The organism is Desulfobulbaceae bacterium, from assembly GCA_015231515.1.
In the GTDB taxonomy this organism is placed as follows: domain Bacteria; phylum Desulfobacterota; class Desulfobulbia; order Desulfobulbales; family VMSU01; genus JADGBM01.
In genome coordinates this window covers 1-18144 of the sequence record JADGBM010000065.1, presented here as the reverse complement: position 1 = coordinate 18144, position 18144 = coordinate 1, and the positions used below count along the sequence as shown (strand labels likewise).

Annotated in this window: 17 protein-coding genes; 12 read left to right on the top strand and 5 right to left on the bottom strand. The window is 46.6% G+C overall.

What is annotated here, in order from left to right; translation table 11 throughout:
- The first annotated feature begins 9 nt into the window (after positions 1–9).
- The 8 genes from HQK80_10635 to HQK80_10600 all read left to right on the top strand — a co-directional run bounded on the left by HQK80_10635 (position 10) and on the right by HQK80_10600 (position 8200).
- Entirely contained in the window at positions 10–942 is a 933-nt protein-coding gene (locus HQK80_10635) for a 2-dehydropantoate 2-reductase (GenBank protein MBF0222663.1), read from the top strand.
- A 16-nt stretch (positions 943–958) separates the two neighbouring features.
- Positions 959–2122, top strand: coding sequence for a methionine adenosyltransferase (locus HQK80_10630; protein MBF0222662.1), 1164 nt, complete (start codon positions 959–961; stop codon positions 2120–2122).
- 67 nt (positions 2123–2189) lie between these two features.
- On the top strand, positions 2190–3494 hold the full coding sequence (locus tag HQK80_10625) for an adenosylhomocysteinase (GenBank protein ID MBF0222661.1): 1305 nt from the start codon (positions 2190–2192) through the stop codon (positions 3492–3494).
- Between the two features lie 168 nt (positions 3495–3662).
- The gene (locus tag HQK80_10620; GenBank protein ID MBF0222660.1) at positions 3663–4757 is read left to right on the top strand and encodes a pentapeptide repeat-containing protein; all 1095 of its coding nucleotides are present in this window, start codon (positions 3663–3665) and stop codon (positions 4755–4757) included.
- Between the two features lie 33 nt (positions 4758–4790).
- Positions 4791–4982 (top strand): 4-oxalocrotonate tautomerase family protein, encoded by a 192-nt coding sequence (locus tag HQK80_10615; protein MBF0222659.1) that lies wholly within the window; start codon positions 4791–4793, stop codon positions 4980–4982.
- Positions 4983–5067: 85 nt separating this feature from the next.
- Entirely contained in the window at positions 5068–7062 is a 1995-nt protein-coding gene (ligA, locus tag HQK80_10610) for an NAD-dependent DNA ligase LigA (GenBank protein MBF0222658.1), read from the top strand.
- Between the two features lie 170 nt (positions 7063–7232).
- Positions 7233–7448, top strand: a complete 216-nt coding sequence (locus HQK80_10605) for a hypothetical protein (protein ID MBF0222657.1) — start codon at positions 7233–7235, stop codon at positions 7446–7448.
- Positions 7445–8200 carry a hypothetical protein gene (locus HQK80_10600; protein ID MBF0222656.1) on the top strand — a complete coding sequence of 252 codons (756 nt, stop codon included), beginning with the start codon at positions 7445–7447 and terminating at the stop codon, positions 8198–8200. Before HQK80_10605 ends, HQK80_10600 begins: the two co-directional genes overlap by 4 nt.
- Positions 8201–8291: 91 nt before the next feature.
- Here HQK80_10600 and HQK80_10595 read toward each other — a convergent pair whose 3' ends face one another.
- Positions 8292–8612, bottom strand: a complete 321-nt coding sequence (locus HQK80_10595) for a TusE/DsrC/DsvC family sulfur relay protein (GenBank protein ID MBF0222655.1) — start codon at positions 8610–8612, stop codon at positions 8292–8294.
- Between the two features lie 182 nt (positions 8613–8794).
- Positions 8795–10432 (bottom strand): L-aspartate oxidase, encoded by a 1638-nt coding sequence (gene nadB / locus HQK80_10590; GenBank protein MBF0222654.1) that lies wholly within the window; start codon positions 10430–10432, stop codon positions 8795–8797.
- 194 nt (positions 10433–10626) lie between these two features.
- Between nadB and HQK80_10585 the strand changes: the two genes are divergently transcribed.
- Complete coding sequence (locus HQK80_10585; GenBank protein ID MBF0222653.1) at positions 10627–11250, top strand: HAD hydrolase-like protein; 624 nt, start codon at positions 10627–10629, stop codon at positions 11248–11250.
- A 9-nt stretch (positions 11251–11259) separates the two neighbouring features.
- On the opposite strand, the gene HQK80_10580 is transcribed toward HQK80_10585, so the two are convergent.
- Together HQK80_10580 and HQK80_10575 are read right to left on the bottom strand one after the other, a co-directional pair.
- On the bottom strand, positions 11260–11442 hold the full coding sequence (locus tag HQK80_10580) for a CooT family nickel-binding protein (protein ID MBF0222652.1): 183 nt from the start codon (positions 11440–11442) through the stop codon (positions 11260–11262).
- A gap of 141 nt (positions 11443–11583) precedes the next feature.
- Positions 11584–13041 carry an HDOD domain-containing protein gene (locus HQK80_10575; GenBank protein ID MBF0222651.1) on the bottom strand — a complete coding sequence of 486 codons (1458 nt, stop codon included), beginning with the start codon at positions 13039–13041 and terminating at the stop codon, positions 11584–11586.
- A gap of 174 nt (positions 13042–13215) precedes the next feature.
- Between HQK80_10575 and HQK80_10570 the strand changes: the two genes are divergently transcribed.
- Positions 13216–13632 carry a CoA-binding protein gene (locus HQK80_10570; GenBank protein ID MBF0222650.1) on the top strand — a complete coding sequence of 139 codons (417 nt, stop codon included), beginning with the start codon at positions 13216–13218 and terminating at the stop codon, positions 13630–13632.
- A 239-nt stretch (positions 13633–13871) separates the two neighbouring features.
- On the opposite strand, the gene HQK80_10565 is transcribed toward HQK80_10570, so the two are convergent.
- Positions 13872–15338 carry a response regulator gene (locus HQK80_10565; GenBank protein MBF0222649.1) on the bottom strand — a complete coding sequence of 489 codons (1467 nt, stop codon included), beginning with the start codon at positions 15336–15338 and terminating at the stop codon, positions 13872–13874.
- Positions 15339–15626: 288 nt separating this feature from the next.
- On the opposite strand from HQK80_10565, the gene HQK80_10560 reads away from it, so the two are divergent.
- Complete coding sequence (locus tag HQK80_10560; GenBank protein ID MBF0222648.1) at positions 15627–16559, top strand: universal stress protein; 933 nt, start codon at positions 15627–15629, stop codon at positions 16557–16559.
- Positions 16560–17133: 574 nt separating this feature from the next.
- Positions 17134–17964, top strand: coding sequence for a hypothetical protein (locus HQK80_10555; GenBank protein ID MBF0222647.1), 831 nt, complete (start codon positions 17134–17136; stop codon positions 17962–17964).
- Positions 17965–18144: the final 180 nt, after the last annotated feature.

Sequence of the window (18144 nt, the reverse complement as noted above, 5' to 3'; positions counted from 1 at the left end):
GCTGTGGATATGAATGTTACGATCGTTGGACCCGGTGCTTTAGGTTGCTTGTTTGCCGCTCGGTTGGCCATCGCCGGAAACACGGTTTGGCTGTATGATCGTGACAAAGCGCGTGCCGCCTATATTGGTGATCAGGGAATTGTCCTGCAAACCAGTACTGGCGAACAGCGAGTTCCGATCCTCTGCACTGCTGACTCAAGGGTAATAGGTCGCACAGACTTAATTGTATTGTGTGTTAAGTCCCACGACCTCGCGATGGCCTTGAGGCAACTTAGGCCGCTTCTTACAGATGATGCTTTGTTGATTGCCCTACAGAACGGTATAGGGCATCATGGTGCCATGCAGGCTGCCGGGCGAGCTTTTGCGGTAGGCGTCACTGCTCAAGGAGGAACCTTGGCTGGTATTGGAAAGGTTGTGCACGGAGGATCAGGGCAGACAGTTTTGGGCTACCTGTCAGAGGTGTCGAAGCAGAAGTTAACTCTTCTTCATAGTGTTGCTGAACTCTTTAATGCCGCCGACCTGCCGACCGTGGTGTCTGGAAAAATCCTGAATGCGATCTGGGATAAACTTGTAGTAAATGTCGGGATCAATGCCCTGACTGCCATACACGATTGTCGAAACGGTGAACTTCTTGCCGACCCGCTGCTGATCAGTGAGCAACGTGCTGCGGTGCAAGAGGCAGCAAATGTTGCTGCCGCAAAGGGGATCATCCTGTCCGGGGATCCTGAAGAGATTACCGCTAAGGTATGTGTTGCAACAGCTAACAATGTCTCGTCCATGCTGCAGGATATTCGTAAGGGCAGGCGGACAGAAATCGACGCTATTAATGGCTCGATCGTAAGAGCAGGAAAACGTTTGGGGATTGCAACTCCAGTAAATGAGAAATTAGTGGCAGCGGTTAAAGCCATCGAGCTTAAAGTAGCCAGAGCAAATAATAATTAGTAATAAGGGAGATACTATGTCAACGCATCTTTTTACCTCAGAGTCAGTTTCAGAAGGCCATCCTGATAAGGTTGCCGATCAAATTTCCGATGCTATATTAGATGGAATTTTGACACAGGATAAATACGCCAGAGTTGGCTGCGAGACTCTGGTTACCACCGGAATGGTCGTTATTGCCGGGGAGATTACAACTACTGCCTGGGTTGATATGCCTCAGGTTGTTCGTGATACCGTTAAAGAGATTGGTTATAACTCGTCAGATATGGGATTTGATTCACAGTCCTGTGCTGTTTTAACAAGCATTGATAAACAGTCACCAGATATTGCTCAGGGTGTCGATGAAGGAGCTGGTCTGGACCTGGATCAGGGGGCGGGGGATCAAGGCTTGATGTTTGGCTATGCCAATAATGAGACAAAGGTACTCATGCCAATGCCGATTACCTATGCGCATCGCCTGGTTAAAAGGCAGGCTGAGGTTCGAAAAGCTGGAATATTGAGTTGGCTGCGCCCTGATGCAAAGAGCCAGGTTACCATCGAGTATGTCGACAACAAGCCGAAACGTATTGAAGCCGTCGTCATTTCCACGCAGCACTCCCCTGAGGTCTCCTATGAAGATCTCAAGGAAGGAGTAATGGAGGAGATCATTAAACCAATTCTGCCAGTAGATATGGTTGATGCGAACACAAAATATTTTATCAATCCCACAGGCCGCTTTGTTATCGGTGGGCCGGTAGGCGATTGTGGTGTAACCGGTCGTAAGATTATTGTTGATACCTATGGTGGTATGGGGTCTCATGGCGGCGGCGCTTTTTCAGGAAAAGACCCGTCCAAGGTTGATAGATCGTCTTCATACATGGGGCGTTACGTCGCTAAAAATATTGTTGCCGCAGGAATTGCCTCTCAGATCGAGGTTCAGGTTGCATACGCAATTGGTATTTCGAAGCCTGTCTCCATTAATGTCTGTAGTTTTGGAACTGGTCTGATATCAGATGAAAAGATTAAGGCCTTAATTGATCGTCATTTTGATCTGCGGCCCAAAGCAATTATTCAGCACCTTGACCTTCTGCGGCCTATTTATTGTAAAACTGCTGCTTACGGACATTTTGGCAGGACAGATGCAGACTTCACCTGGGAGCGTACAGATAAAGCTGAGGCCCTGAGGGCAGATGCCGGTATCTGATTAAAGATCTGGTAAACAACTCAACAAATCAACCAGTATACGAATTAACAAACTAATAGGAATAAACATGACTTCAATTATCGAAACAGGTGACTACAAAGTTGCTGATATGAATCTTGCCGCCTGGGGGCGTAAAGAAGTGGCTATTGCCGAAACTGAGATGCCTGGTCTTATGGCAACTCGTGAACAGTATGCCGGCAAAAAGCCCCTGCAGGGGGCTCGTATTGCCGGTTGTCTGCATATGACAATTCAGACAGCGGTTCTCATGGAAACGCTGGTTGATTTGGGCGCAGAGGTGCGATGGTCTTCCTGTAATATTTTCTCAACCCAGGATCATGCTGCGTCGGCCATGGTTGCGGCAGGAATTCCTACATTTGCCTGGAAAGGTGAAACAGAGGAAGAGTTTAACTGGTGTATCGTGCAGACAATTGAAGGCCCTAACGGCTGGCGGCCTAATTTGATTTTGGATGATGGCGGGGATTTGACTGTGATGATGCATGAGAAATATCCGGAACTTATGAAGGATGTTCGCGGTCTGAGTGAAGAAACCACCACTGGCGTCCATCGGCTTTATGAAATGGTTAAAGCTGGAACCCTTAAAACCCCGGCGATAAACGTTAATGACTCGGTGACAAAATCTAAATTTGATAACCTCTACGGATGCCGAGAGTCACTTATTGACGGTATTAAACGTGCTACAGATGTTATGATTGCTGGCAAAACCGCTGTTATTGTCGGGTACGGCGATGTTGGTAAAGGGTGTGCACAGGCCTTGCGCGGCATGGGTGCGACTGTTTTAGTCACTGAGATTGATCCTATCTGTGCGCTACAGGCCTCAATGGAAGGGTATCGAGTTGTGACTATGGAAGATGCGGCCCCGGTCGGGGAAATTTTTGTTACCTGTACCGGCAACTTACGGGTTATTACACGCTCTCACATGGACCAAATGAAGGATCAGGCCATTGTTTGTAATATTGGCCATTTTGACAGTGAAATTGATATTGCCTCCATCCGAGATTTGCAGTGGGAGAACATTAAACCCCAGGTTGATCATGTTATTTTTCCTGATGGTAAACGCATTATTGTCTTAGCTGAAGGCCGTCTGGTCAACTTAGGCTGTGCAACTGGTCACCCAAGTTTTGTCATGAGTAACTCCTTTACAAATCAGGTTATGGCCCAGATTGAGTTGTGGGAGAACCATGAAAAATACGAAAATAAAGTCTATTTTCTGCCCAAAACGCTTGATGAAAAGGTTGCGAGGCTTCATTTGCAGAAGGTTGGTGCTAAGCTTACCACTATGACCAAGGAACAGGCCGACTACCTTGGGTTATCTGTCGATGGCCCTTATAAACCAGACCATTATCGGTATTAGACCCCTTCTGGCGCGGGTGTAAGCCCCGAGTTTCGCATTTCTATGTAACAGCTGACAGAAAATTGGTTTTACCTTGATAAAAAAAGAGTCCCATTCGGGGCTCTTTTTTTTTTGAAAGATGGCAAAACTCTTGTATGATGTTTTCGTGACTAAATCAAAGAGGTGTTTATGAAAAAACTATGTGTTTTGTCGAGCTTATGGCTGGTTGTTCATCTGTTTTCCGTCACTGTTTATGGATTTGATCAGGTGGCCCTGGAAACACTGCTGAGTACAAACGAATGTCTGCGCTGTGATTTAACGGGGGCCGATCTGTCGGGGAGGACCTTGACCAAGGCGAAACTTGAGGGTTCGAATCTGGCTGGGGCCAATTTAAGCAATACCATCTTGCGTATGGCTGATCTTCAAGGAGCTGATTTTAGAAACGCTGACCTAACCTTTACGGTGTTTGAGGCTGCCGATCTCTATAAGGCAAATTTTGATGGCGCAAACCTCGAAGGAACGGTATTTGACGGGGCATATCTTGTTGACGCGGTTTTTAGCGCGGCAACCATTGCAAGGGCTACTGGTCAAGAGGCATCAATGGAAAAGCTTACTGTCGAAGAGCCTGTTCAGATCAACGTTGAAACCGCTGAACAGCAATATAGAGCCAAAGTGGCAGAGGTACCAGTCACTCAAGTTGAGGAAAGGGACTCGACAGAAGCCGTTCTGACAGCGACCGATGTCGAGCGTATGCCTGTAATAGAAAATAGGGCTATTGGACAAGGTATTGAGAGCTTGATACAGGTGCCGGAGGGAGCGGGAGGCGATCCAAGCCGGTATGCCCCGAACCCGGTTCTGAATATTACCGGCTTTAGACCCTTGAAAGAGGAGGTGGCGAACGTGGCGGAGATGGAGTCCCTGTCGCCATTGAGTAAAGATGATCTTCTTGACAAGGTTGGTGATACTCAAATGTGTGTTGGGTGCGATTTTTCCGGAATGAATCTGGCTGATAAGAAGCTTAAAGGTCTGTATCTTGAGGGGGGAAGGTTTGAAGGGGCAAATTTAGAAGGGGCTAATCTGCAGTCAGCTAATCTCAAAGGTGCCAATCTTCGCAATGCCAACCTCAAGGGCGCTGATTTGCGTAAGGCCGATTTATATAAGGCCGATCTTTCCGGTGCCGATCTTTCTGGTGCTGACCTGGAAGATGCCCTTGTTCTCGGGGCGAACCTCTCAGGGGCAAATCTTGAAGGCACGGTACTTAGTCAAGGGCCAGTTATTCAATAGATTTTGGAAATATTACAAAGTAGGGGGGGTGCCATGCCATATGTAAGTATTCGAGTAGCAGGCAGTTTAGATAAAGAACAAAAAGCAGAAATTTGTTCAGGGGTAACTGAGGTCATTGCCAAGGTTACAGGTAAACCTAAGAGTTCTATTCTCATTTTTATCGATGAAGTTGCTCACGAAAACATCTCCTCAGGCGGAAATCTTTTACAAAAGCCTTCTTCTTGAACTATCTTAACAGAGATCTTCTCGTATTTTAACCACCCAGTTCTGGTTTGAATAACTGCCTGTCTTTGGAGCCTGTATGGCCGATATGCAATCAATAAATCATCGCTTAACAGAACTCCGGCAAAAGCTTAACTTTCATGCCCATCGATATTATGTCCTTGACGATCCACTTATCTCGGATGGCGAGTATGATGAGCTGTTTCAGGAATTACTCGGACTTGAGGCTGAATATCCGGCCTTAGTTGACTCCGATTCGCCCAGCCAGAGGGTTGGAGGTGCGCCTCTTGCCTCATTTGATCAGGTTGAGCACCGAGTGCCAATGCTCAGTCTTGAAAATGCCTTTGGTATAAGCGATTTTCGTAACTTTGAGGAGCGGATTCAGCGTTTTCTCCAAACTGACCTCCCGATTGATTTCATCGCCGAGCCAAAACTTGACGGTCTGGCAGTCGAGCTTGTCTATCAAGAAGGACGATTTGTTGTTGGTTCAACCCGTGGCAACGGGTACGTTGGTGAAGATATTACCGCGAATCTTAAGACCATACAGGCAATACCGCTCAAACTACAGGGTATATCTCCGCCTCTGCTTGAGGTGCGAGGGGAGGTTTTTTTGCCGCTTTCGGGCTTTGAAGCGCTTAATGCGCAGAGGGCATCAGCTGGAGAGCCATTATTTGCCAACCCTCGCAATGCTGCCGCCGGTTCTTTGCGGCAGTTAGACTCAAAGATTGCCGCTGCACGGCCACTTGACTTTTATTGCTACGGTATATCTGACAGTCTTCAAACTCAATGCGAAAGTCAGTCGGAGCTTTTTGAGCTGTTCAGGGCTTTAGGCTTTAAGGTCAATCCATTGCGAAAAGTTTGCACGGGTGCTGAAGCTGTTGAGCAACATTTTAATTGTATTCAGGAACAGCGATCTGAACTTGTATACGATATTGATGGTGTTGTTGTGAAGGTTAACAGGTTTGATCTACAGAAAAGACTTGGCAACAAAGCTCGCTCCCCACGCTGGGCAATTGCCTGGAAGTTTGCCGCACAACAAGCAACAAGCCGTATCCTTGATATTGAATTTGGAGTCGGTCGAACCGGGGTCATTACCCCCATTGCCATTCTTGAGCCGGTGACGGTCGGAGGGGTTGTTGTTCAGCGAGCGACGCTGCATAATGAGGATGAGGTACGGCGCAAGGATTTACATCTGGGAGATACTGTCCTGGTGCAAAGGGCTGGTGATGTTATCCCTGAAATTGTTAAGGCGATTGCGACCAAAAGGACGGGGGCGGAAAGGCCTATTGTAATGCCCCAAAACTGCCCGGTTTGCGAAACGGCGCTTTTTAGGGCCGTTGGGGAGGCTGCTCTTCGTTGCCCCAACGCTTATTGCCCTGCTCAACAGATACGTGCTTTAAGCCATTACTGCGGAAAGGCCGGGCTTGATATTGAGGGACTTGGAAAAAGAGCTGTCGAGCAGTTGTATGAAAAGGGTTTAGTCGTTGATCTGCCGGATATTTATTCTCTGGATTCCCATGCTTTAGCGGGCCTGGAGGGTTGGGGCGTCAAATCTGCCCAAAATGTACTGCAGGCAATTGAGGCCAGCAAAAAAACGACCCTGTCCCGATTTGTTGCGGCCTTGGGCATACGTTTTGTGGGAGAGGTGACAGCACAGCTTCTAGAGCAGCATTTTGAAACAATTGAGATGCTTCGCACTTCTAAATATGCAGATTTTTTGGAAGTTGAGGGCATTGGCGCTCAGGCAGCCACCAGTCTAGCCGAATATTTTTCATTACCTGATTCTGTAAAAATAGTGGATCGATTGATTGAGAAAGGAGTCTGTTTTACCCAAAAAGAGAGCCAGAAAAGCAAAGCTCTTTCTGATTGTGTCTTTGTGTTTACTGGAACACTACAGCTCTTTTCTCGAAGTGAAGCTAAGTCTCGAGTGAAAGATCTTGGTGGGCAGGTAGCCTCCTCTGTCAGTAAAAAAGTGACGCATGTGGTCTGTGGAGAAAAAGCGGGTAGTAAGAGGCAGAAAGCGGAGGAGTTGGGCTGTGCTATTCTCTCTGAGACTGAATTTTCTGCCCTGGTCAGCCTCTAAGGTTCTGGGGTGGTGGGACAGAGAGGGAATTTATTGTTAAATGTTGATGGCTGAATCAAGGGAAGTTGTAGTGTCTAACAGATTGATATTGTCTTAAAAGTAAACATCGTCGTCTAAAAGCGAGATCCCTATAGGTAGGTTTGGAGTTTATTATGCACGAAAATGCGAGTATGCGTGTCACGTGTCCGGAATGTGGAAATGACACTGAATTTTTTGAAGTGGCTGATGGCGTAATTATTACCACACGGTACGTGCAAAATGATGATTGTAGTTTCACTCAGGATGGTGATGAATCCCAGGTATTGGGCGAAATCAAGTTTTTTTGTGGCGAGTGCAATGCTGATCTCACTCGATATCACCAGCACTTTATGGAAATGCTTTTTTGACAACAATAATTACCGATAACAAAGCATTACGGAGATCCTACAATGTTTTGCAACGAGGAGATGTCGTTTTTGGTCGAGTCAGTCTCAGGCCTTCAGAGGAAACTCTTCTCGCTGATTTGCTTTCTCGCGGTGTTCACTTAATCCCATCGGCTTTATCTCAGCTTGCCAGCCGTAGTAAAGTTTTGCAGGCTGAGTTGTTCGGGCCCTGGCTTCCCGCTCGAACTCTTGCAATCCACGATAACCATCAGCTGCTTGAGGCTTTGTCGCTCTTTGGTTCCGGCCAAAAGGTTATTACCAAACAGGACAGAAAAAATGCCGGAATGGGCATTCATCTATGGGCCTCTATTGAGGATGTCTTTACTCACGCGACACTCGGAAACTTACCGTATCCATTTGTTCTACAGTCATTTTATGGCGGGGCGAAGGATATTCGGGTTCTTGTACTTGGTGATTACGTTGAGGCCTATTGGCGCGAAAACACAGCCAACTTCAGAAACAACCTTCATTGTGGGGGAAAGAGTCGTCCTTGTGCCTTGACGGCTGAGCAGGAATCGATTTGCCGAAAAGTGATGGCAAGGGGCGACTTTCCATACGCACATGTTGACCTGATGGTTACCGACCAGGATGAAACCTATATGCTGGAGGTCAATTTGCGCGGTGGGATAAGGGGCGCTATCGTAAATTCGAAAGACTATACTGCGATGATTGAGGTGATACATCAATCAATGCTGGATAAAGTTTTAGCGTCGTAATTATCAATGGCCGGAATAAAAAAAGGGGATTCATGCCTGAGCATGAATCCCCTTTTTAACTAAATAAAAGCGTGTTCTATACGGTCAGTTATTATACACAACCGGTAGGCTTTGGAAGGCCAGCCATTTTACATGCTCCTTTTCCTGGTCCTGATGGGAAAAGCTCGTAAATTCTTTTAAGTGGGAAGCCTGTAGTTTTAGAAAGAATACGTACCATTGGGGCGATACCATTTTTCTTATAGTACTCTTGGAGAGTATCGATAACTTTTCTGTGCTCGTCTGTCAGTTCGCCAATACCTTCGACGCTACGAACATACTCAACCCAACCGTTATCCCACTCTTCCATACCTTTGGTTAGGAAGCCGTCCTCGTCAACATTATAGGATTTTCCTTCATGATCTATTGTAGCCATTGTAACTCCTCCTTTACTTATTTGTAAGAAATGGTTTGAAAATTAAATCCATTCTGCAAGATGACATTGAATACTATAGCTCTGGCCATTTGTCAAGGCGGTAAGCGATAATAAATGAATAGCTCTTCATTTATTAACAATCATGCTGCTCTGTGACTGTGAAAGGCAGTCGTAATGGCCTATTAGATAATTTGCTGGTAGGTGGGCGAGTGATGTTTTTGAAGGATACTATATTTCCTCCAGTTGATGTTGTCGGCAGTCGGGAACTCCGCTAAATAGTGTAACCCCCGGGACTCTTTTCTGAGAAGCGCGGAAGTTACAATGAGCTCAGCCATCATGGCTATGTTACGGAGTTCTACTAAATCGGCAGTGAGTAAAAAATCCTCATAATGTTGATTGACTTCGCTTAATATTGGCGCTAATCGGTTTTTGACCAGCAGCAGGCGCTTTTCACTTCTGACAATGCCCACATAGTTCCACATAAGCCGACGGATTTGATCCCAGGTATGAGTTATGAGAATGCACTCCTCAATGCGCTCAGCCTTACCTGGAAACCATGACGGCAAGTTATGGAAATGCTGCTTTGATATCGCCGGCCAATCACGCTGACACTGAAGGAAAGCTTGATGGGCAAAAACAACAGCCTCTAGGAGAGAGTTGCTGGCAAGACGGTTGCCGCCATGCAGACCGGTATTTGCTGTTTCGCCAAGGGCATAAAGATTGTCAATAGTTGTTTTCCCTGAGGCATTGGTGACAACACCGCCACACATATAATGTGCTGCCGGCACAACAGGTATTGGCTCTTTGGTGATATCAATCCCCAGTGATAGACAGGTAGTGTAAATATTGGGAAAACGTTTTTTTACGAAGGCGGACTCTTTGTGACTTATATCCAGATAAACGGAGTCATCGCCGCTGGCTTTCATCTCTGTATCAATTGCGCGGGCAACAGCATCACGGGTAGCCAGATCACCGCGGGGATCATAATGTGTCATAAAGGCATTGCCTGCTTCGTCAATGAGCCTGCCGCCCTCACCTCGCACAGCTTCCGATATGAGAAAATTTTTGGTTTTTGGGTGATAAAGACAGGTCGGGTGAAACTGTACAAACTCCAGATTTGCCACCTGGGCTCCGGCCCTGTAAGCCATTGCCACACCATCGCCAGTGGCAATGTCAGGGTTTGTGGTATACAGATAGACCTTGCCGCTGCCCCCTGAGCAAAGGATTGTCGTTTTGGCTTGAAAGGTGTGGATTTCACCGGTATTACGCTCAAGTACGTAAGCACCCAGGCAGCGGTCCTTTCCGATTTCTGCAAGTGGGGTGATTCCAGCTTTTGAGCCAATCAGGAGATCAATGGCGATGTGGTTTTCAAGAATGGTTATCCGGGGGTGGCTGGAGGCTCTGGTAAGAAGCGAATTCTCAATCTCTCGCCCGGTAAGGTCACAGGCATGGGCAATGCGGCGGGCAGAATGACCACCTTCTTTACCAAGATCGAGATCATTTTTATCAGCAGATTTTTGAAAGGCCACGCCCAGGGCAATGAGCTCTTTTATTCTCTCCGGGCCGCTTTCCACGACCATTCGAACAATCTCTTCGTTACAAATCCCGGCCCCTGCCCTCAGGGTGTCGGCAATGTGCATTTCGAAAGAATCGCTTGAGTCAAGGACTGCGGCAATACCGCCTTGGGCCAGGTTAGTTGCCGTGTCAATCTTGTTCTTCTTGGTAATGATTGTTACACTGCCAAGAGTTGCCGCCTTCAGGGCAAAAGAAAGTCCGGCAATGCCGCTGCCGATGATTAGAAAATCGGTCTGTTTTTCCATAACGTATTTTCAGTTTGAGTTTTTTGTTGTAAGTATTTAAATCCCTTTGTTTAAAAGCGCAATGTTAGTGTTGCTTCATGTTAGTGTTGTTTCATCAGTATTAAGTGAGGTCTCCAAGCAAGACGCCTCTATTGTCGACAGCAAACTTGATATTTCATCCATAATCCATATTTTTTTTGACATAAAGAACTGATATGCCTGACTTGAAACTTGTAATTTTTGACTGTGATGGCGTCATGTTTGACTCCAAAAATGCAAATCTTGAATATTATAATCACATTCTGGCCAGGTTTGGTCATCCCCCGATGTCTGATGAAGAGCTGGACTATGTCCATGCCCACCATGTTGAGGATTCTGTTCGCCAGATTTATAGAAATTACCCGGATGATTATAGGAAAGCAGATGAGTACAGGAAGCAGCTTGATTATACGCCGTATTTAAGACACATGCTCATTGAGTCGGATTTGATCGAGTTTTTGCGGTTTTTAAAACCCCGATTCAACACAGCCATCAGCACGAATCGCTCCAGCACAATGAAAACTGTGCTGGATATGTTTAATCTTGCCGAGCATTTCCAGATGGTAGTAACAGCTCTTGATGTTGATAACCCAAAACCTCACCCGGAAGCGCTCCACAAGATATTAGCGCACTTTAAGTGTACTGTTGAGGAATCAATATATATAGGTGATTCTCAAATTGACAGGCAGCATACTGAGGCGGTTGGAATGAGGATGATTGCCTTTAAAAACCAAGCACTTGCAGCTGAGTTTCATGTCTCCAGTTTTATGGAAATTGTCACTCTTGGGATACTGCGCTAATGGGAAGGGTTATCTCTGCACGAGCGTGACCACCCCGTCAAGAAAGTCGATCTCCTTGAGAACGACTCCGGCTACGAGCTGAGGGGGCTCAAAGAGGGTGTTTATCTGTATGCCGTCAGCCGTAACTTCAAGTCTGGCGGCATTATCCATGATTTTTTCTTTCTGATCGTTTTTTTCAAGTATTATACTCATCTGGCACATGGTTTTACCTCGTTGGGGAAAGAGTTTGTTGGCTGATAGCTACAGTACTTACGATTATACTGAAGATCAAGTCGATCATAGCACTTTTTGTTGGGCGATCAGACAGTTGCTACCTGGCAATGACGCGGCAGATCAGGCTGTTTTATGGCTGGCCATTCTATTGCTTATCAGCTCAATACTGAAAGAAGCCTGATGAGCGAAATGGTCAAAACTTTCAAAGCTTGTCTTGTCAAGGGCTCTTTTGCTGGGTAGCCTGTCGGCGTAAAACAGCCCGATTGGTCGACCGTTGATTATGACCGGGGATATAAAAAACTCCTTTGTGCCAAGCATATCGAAAATTGACTTGCCGATGTGTACTGAATAGCGCTGCCAGGAACTATAGTTGAGCCACATGCTGGCCGCACCGTCAAAGAGGGCCTCAGAAAAGGGGTTGCTGGTCATATCTCCGACGTTGACAGAGAAACTGTTGTGCAGCTCTTCTGCATTGACGCCAACTGCATATTTGGCCCGGATTTGTGAGCGAAGCGGGACATAGAGGGCGAATATGGCCCGATCCATTCCGATGCCACGGTGAATACCTTCGAGGAGTATTTCAAGAATGAGATTAAGATCCGGATTCGTTTTGATCAGGCCGGAAAGTTCACGCAGGACTTTCAACTGCACCAGGGGGTCGGGATCCGGGAATTTGACGATCTCACCCGGTTTATCGTCTGGGGATTCAATCGTCGATTCGAAGCCGGGGATGAGTTTAGCAATAGTTGGAATTCCATAGAGAGTGGCAACTTTTGCAGCTTTTTGTGCGGCTTCTTTGACCAGGGTTTTACTCTCCCGGGAACTCAGGTTGAGTTGTGCTGCAACTTTGCGATAGACCTTTGTTGCCGCGTCAGTGTCCCAGCCAGAGGGAACGGTTTCCGCAATCTCTTCGCCAAGGGCCATAGATTGCATAAGCGATGAGGTTTTGTCATCTTTTCTGAAGGCCTCAGAAAGCTGTGGGCTTAGCCCCCATTGCTCTACGAGTGCGCGGCTTAACTCTGTAAGTGTGAAGCCGAGAACTTTTTTTTGTGCCTCCTTGGCAGAACCACACTCCGAAAGGGCTTTTTGCATCTCCTTAACATCGTTTTCTTCAGCTGTACACCAGAAGGCCATTTCGCCAATATTGTGCATGAGCGTGGCGATGAAAACCTCCTCCAGATTGGCTTCACCTTTTTCGGCGGCGATCGAACGTGCTTGGGATGCTGCGTGAAATGATTTTGCCATTAATTCAGTGACTACCTGTTGGTTTTGGCTGCTAAGTATTGATTCGATAACGGCCACAGAGAGGCTGAGGTCACGAACGACTTCAAAACCCATCAGGACAACAGCTCTGGATATCGTCGAGGTTTGACTGTGTGATAAGTTGTAGTAAGAACTGTTGGAAAATTTAAGGATTTTGGCGGTCAGGGACGGATCGCGCAGAATTATTGAAGCCAGTTCACTGGCGGATGCATCGTCGGTTGAAGTGACTTTGGAGATTGAACTCACTGTTGATTTGAAAACAGGAAAGTCACAATCTGTGATTTTTTGTATCCATTCGTTAAGCTTCTCTGACATTAAAAAAACCTGTGCTGAATTTATTTAGGGGCCGTCAAGAAACAATTGGGACATAAATGGCGGCTTGGTGAGTAGTTAAAAGTCTAGGAATCTATTGACTCTTAAAGAACTCATAGTATACAGCATATACAACAGCAATGAAGTCAGGCAAGAACAATTTGAGAATGGTAGAATATGCTTAAACAGTTTACGGTTGTTGACTACGGTAAGATTTTAAAAGCGATGCGCAGCGTTGCAGTGGTTGGCTTGTCGCCAAAAGCAACCCGCCCGAGTCATCAGGTTGCTCAGTATCTTCTTGATCACGGCTATACCGTTATACCGGTTAATCCTGGCCACGACACTATTTTGGGATTGACCTGCTATCCTGATCTGCAATCGATTCCTGGCCATATTGATGTTGTCGATATATTTCGTAACCTCAATGATGTGCCTGGAATCGTTGATAGTGCTATTGCGGTAGGGGCAAAAACTGTCTGGATGCAGTTGGGTGTTGTGCATGAGGCTGCCGCCGCCAAGGCGAGGTCTGCAGGCCTTACTGTTGTCATGGATCGATGCCTTAAGATTGATCATCAAAATCTGTTTGGAGGATAAGATAATGGCGGCAAACACAGTGCTCTTGCCGATGTTTGTTGCTTGGACTTGGGGGTGTGGTCGGCGCTCAGGTGGGCGCGCGCCTGGTTGACCAGGTCTCAACCGCAGGGTTTAGTCGCATACTCGCTGTGATCTTGATAGCACTTTCGTGCTACCTTTTTATAAAAAAATAAACGATCTGTGCAGTTAAAAGCCGAACCAAAAGAAGAGGCCTGCACTCCTCCAAGGCCCGGTTGCATTTATGAGAGTGGCGGCTGTTCCGTTCTACTCATTATTTCACTGATAATTCTAATGTGGGTGTTCAGTTTACCTGGACTGGGCTGCAAGTTTGGGCAGGCAGCTTCAGCATATTTGGTGTCGATAAATTTGTTGAGATCAATAATAGACCCAACTCCCATGTTCTCAAACATGTAGCGCTGGGTGTTCTCAAAATCCTGGAGGACGGGAAAAAGGTTGTCGGTCTTAATGCCGAGGGGATCTGTAAGCACCTTGTGGAGAATTGGCTCTTTGAGTTCCAGTTCGCCTTTTGGGTCGAGGAATTTCACTGCTATCTTGGCAGACAGTTCTGGGTTGCTGCCGACAAATTTTCCGGCTTTGATTAAAAGATCCACAAACTCATAGGTTGCATCGGAAAAGCGAGAAGTGAAGTCATCGCGCATGGCGACGACACAGCATGGGTGGTCCGACCAGAGTTCGTTGGAAAGGAATTTGGATGTGGCGATCCCTGCGTTGACCGATTCGGAGCCGATGGGCTCCGCCACCATAAAACCACCTATATTTTCATCCTCCTTTAAAAATTTAGACATATTTATCGGGGCGACAACCTCCAGGTTGATGTCAACGTCTGCACCTTTTTCAAGACTTGCCTTGAGCCCGAGCTTATCGAAAAACATGTGCGTGAGCATGTGGTGGATCGAAAGTTTATGGGGGATTAGAAAAGATTTTTGTTTGAAAAAGGAGGTGGATGGGGTGTTGTAGCTGCCACGGGTATTGCTGACAAACATGCTTCCCCCACGATGGGCAAGCAGGGTTAATTTGATAGGGGTTTCATGTTTGAAGAGGTCTTGGGCAATTGGTGCTAAAATAAAGGCGGCGTCTACGTGTCCTTTTTCTAAGGCCAGCTCGACTGGGTTCCAGCCATTCATGCAATTGGTTTCCAGCTCAAAATGCTTTGGCGTCACTTCGCCTCTGGCGATTTGATCCTTTAGGATTCCCAAAATGATGTGATCGGTAATCTGGATATGGGCAACCCGCAGCAGGGCTTTTCCGGAAGAGGCAACAATTGGCCCTAAAACCGCTTCTTCTGAAGAACCGGCGTAGGTGCCACAGGTTTGTTCGATTGTCTCTTCTATCTCTTCTGTAGAAAACGGTTTAGGAATAAAACCGCTGACACCAGCCTCTTTTGCCTTGTTTGCCTGCGCTTTATCGGCTTGGGCGGTTGCCATAATGAACGGCACATGGCCGTAAGTTGCAGATTTACGAACCCAGACGAGCAGTTCATAGCCACCCATATTAGGCATATTCCAGTCACTGATGATCAGGTCAATGTCATCACGTTCTTCCAGGATTTCCACCGCAACTACGCCATCTTCAGCCTCAATTATATTCTCAAGGCCGATGCTTTTAAGAATTTTAATCTCAATTCTGCGCATTGATTTTGTGTCTTCAACGAGTAGTATTTTCATGTCGGTTGAAAATGTTGGCATTGCTTTTCCTCTCTAGAGCATTATCGCCCTGTCGAGGGCGAAAGTTCGGCACTGTTGTATTATTTCACAAAAAATTGAGAACAAAAGCAACTTTTATTTTAGAGCCAGAGTTTGGTTCTGGCTCAGAAAACGTCTCTGATAGGTTCTGGTTTTACCAGGATACGCATGGGTGGCGGAAACTTGAGCTTTACACCAGTTTGAAAAGAATCGTATACTAAAGGATGATTTTTTTTGGATCAAAAAACGGTTTTACGGGGTTTTCCGAAGGGATTATGGCATAGGGACTGTATGGAAAAAAAGATTTTAGTTGCCGTTGATGGCTCAATCAACAGTTACAACAGTCTGCGGTATCTGGGACAGCTATTTGCCGATTTGGCAGATGTGCATATTCACCTCTTGTATGTCGTATCAACGGCTTCCTTATCTGTTGGGATGGGCTGGTTATGTGAGCATGATCGTCTTTTGTCGCTGTCGCCTGCTGAAAGAACTCGATATTCGGCTGCGAAGCGTTTTATGCAGGAAGCTGTTTTGCAGTTAGGGCGTCGTGGAATTGAGGCCGAGCAGGTCTCAACCAAAATTATGTTAGCGAAGGCTGGAGTCGCTGCCGATATCGTTTCCGAGGCCCGCAGTGGGCTCTACGATGCGCTCCTGATCGGCAGACGTGGTTTGACCACAATAGAAGAGTTGATTCTGGGCAGTGTTTCTGCGGCAGTGGCACAAAGTTGCTATAGTATGCCGGTGTGGGTTGTTGATGGCAAGGTTGACTCAAGGAAGTTTCTTTTGCCAGTCGATAAATCATTGAATTCGCTTAAGGCGGCAGACCATCTAGGTTTTATTTTAAAAAATAACCCCTATGCCCAAATTAACCTCGTTCATCTGGAGTCAATAATTGGCGGTGATACCGATCCGGACTTTGTAGTTCTGGAAGAACAATGGGGGAAGGCGTGGTGCGATGAGCACCTGCATGGCGCCGATGCGGTTTTTCACGGGCCAGAGCAAATGCTGATTGATCGGGGGATATCAGCAGAGCACATTTTTAGAGAACTCGAGATCCGGTCTCTGACCCCCCATGCCCAGATTGTCAAGCTGTCTAGTAAAGGCCATTACGGGACAGTAGTCATTGGCCGACGAGCCAAAGGGCTTAAAAAGGGCTTTTTTAAAGGGGTGTCGGATAAAGTGCTGGAGTTGGCCAGCCATATCGCTATCTGGGTTATCGGCTGAGGCGCTACAACGTGTGGGGGATATTTCTCGCGCTGGGGATTTCCGCTCATTTCTTGCTGTAAAAAAACCAATGGTTTTGCTTATCTAATTATTTTCTGTACCACAATGCGGTATGTGGTGATTGCCTAACCTAACAGTATGTCGAGGGATTACAAAAAACCAGGTAGAAACATGGCCTCAAGGCATAATAATTGCAGAAATAGTAGTTATTGTTACAGATAGGCTATTTTTTTGCTGAGGGTAGTTGGGGAGATAAAGGCAAAATACGAAGAAAATGTAAAGAAAATGAACATGCTAAAAGGGTCAGACACATACATGAAAACCTAAAACGATACAGAGATTTATGACTTGCAATGTAGGAACTCACTTGATTGTGCCAGGCTGGCAGCAAGGGATCTATGCGCGGATATTGAAACCGGAACTCGCTTGAATAAGCGGCTTCCGGTTTTTTGTTTCAGGCCATGGCGACCCAAAATGAAAAAAAATGAACATTCAATATCAGCGGTAGCAGGGGGGAGAAGGGTGTTGCGTGTGTATAGCGACGGCTATTAAAAAAGAGAAAAAGAGAACTGTTATGGGAAAAATAGTATTAATTTTTTGGATGTTGCTCTTGGCAACGCAAGCTAATGCGACAATTGTAGATGCCCCACATAATGAGACGAACAATATCTCTTGCGGGGACTGTCACAGTTACTCGCTCTGGTGGCGCTATTCGCCAACCACATCGAGTCTTTCACCCACCCATGACACCATTGTCGATGACATCTGTGCGCAGTGTCATAAGCCGGACGGCTGTGCACCGGTTTACCCGGGGCACTCAGGTGCGGCTATGATTGCTGTGCAGCGGCATAACCCCGCTCTTCCGGATGACTGGTCCCGGGGCTGTACTGACTGCCATAATCCTCATCAGCAGGATCAGCTGCACTGGGCCAACACCAATGCAGACGACCTCTACCTTGTGACTGGTGATATTCAGCAATTTTCTACATTTGTCAGTTTACCGATCACCGAAACTGGCTGTGACGGCACTGTTCAGGAGTATTATACAACTCAGCTCCGGTATATGAACGTCGTGTCAAACTGGAGTGAGCCAAACGCCTCTTGGCCCTCTAAAAATGGTCTGCCTGGGCGCGGCTTAATTTTGGCTGTTTCTGAGCCTGGCGTAACTGGACCTGTGACAACTCCGGTTGCTACCTACGAGATTATTTCGATCGATGAAAGTTTTCAGAATATAGTTGTCCGGGGAAAGGTTTTTAAAGAGGATCCAGAGAACCCTGGCCCTAATCGTTACACCATGGAAGGTGGATCATTTGGCTTGATTTATGGGCAGTTAATTCGAGATAAAGTCAACAACTCACCGGTAAAATTCTTTGATCCGAATCGGCTGAGAGTTATTGGGGTTTGAAAACCAAAATAATCATTGCTACCATCGAAATTCCCCGCCCGACCACTAATAGGGCTCACCACTGTAGTTGCTTGATACGAGGCGCCGTTATTGCCATTTCCTGAGGCATCAACAATATCGTAACTACTGGTTACCCAGGCCGACTCATCCATGTGATAGAGCAGTGCGTAATCGGTTGGG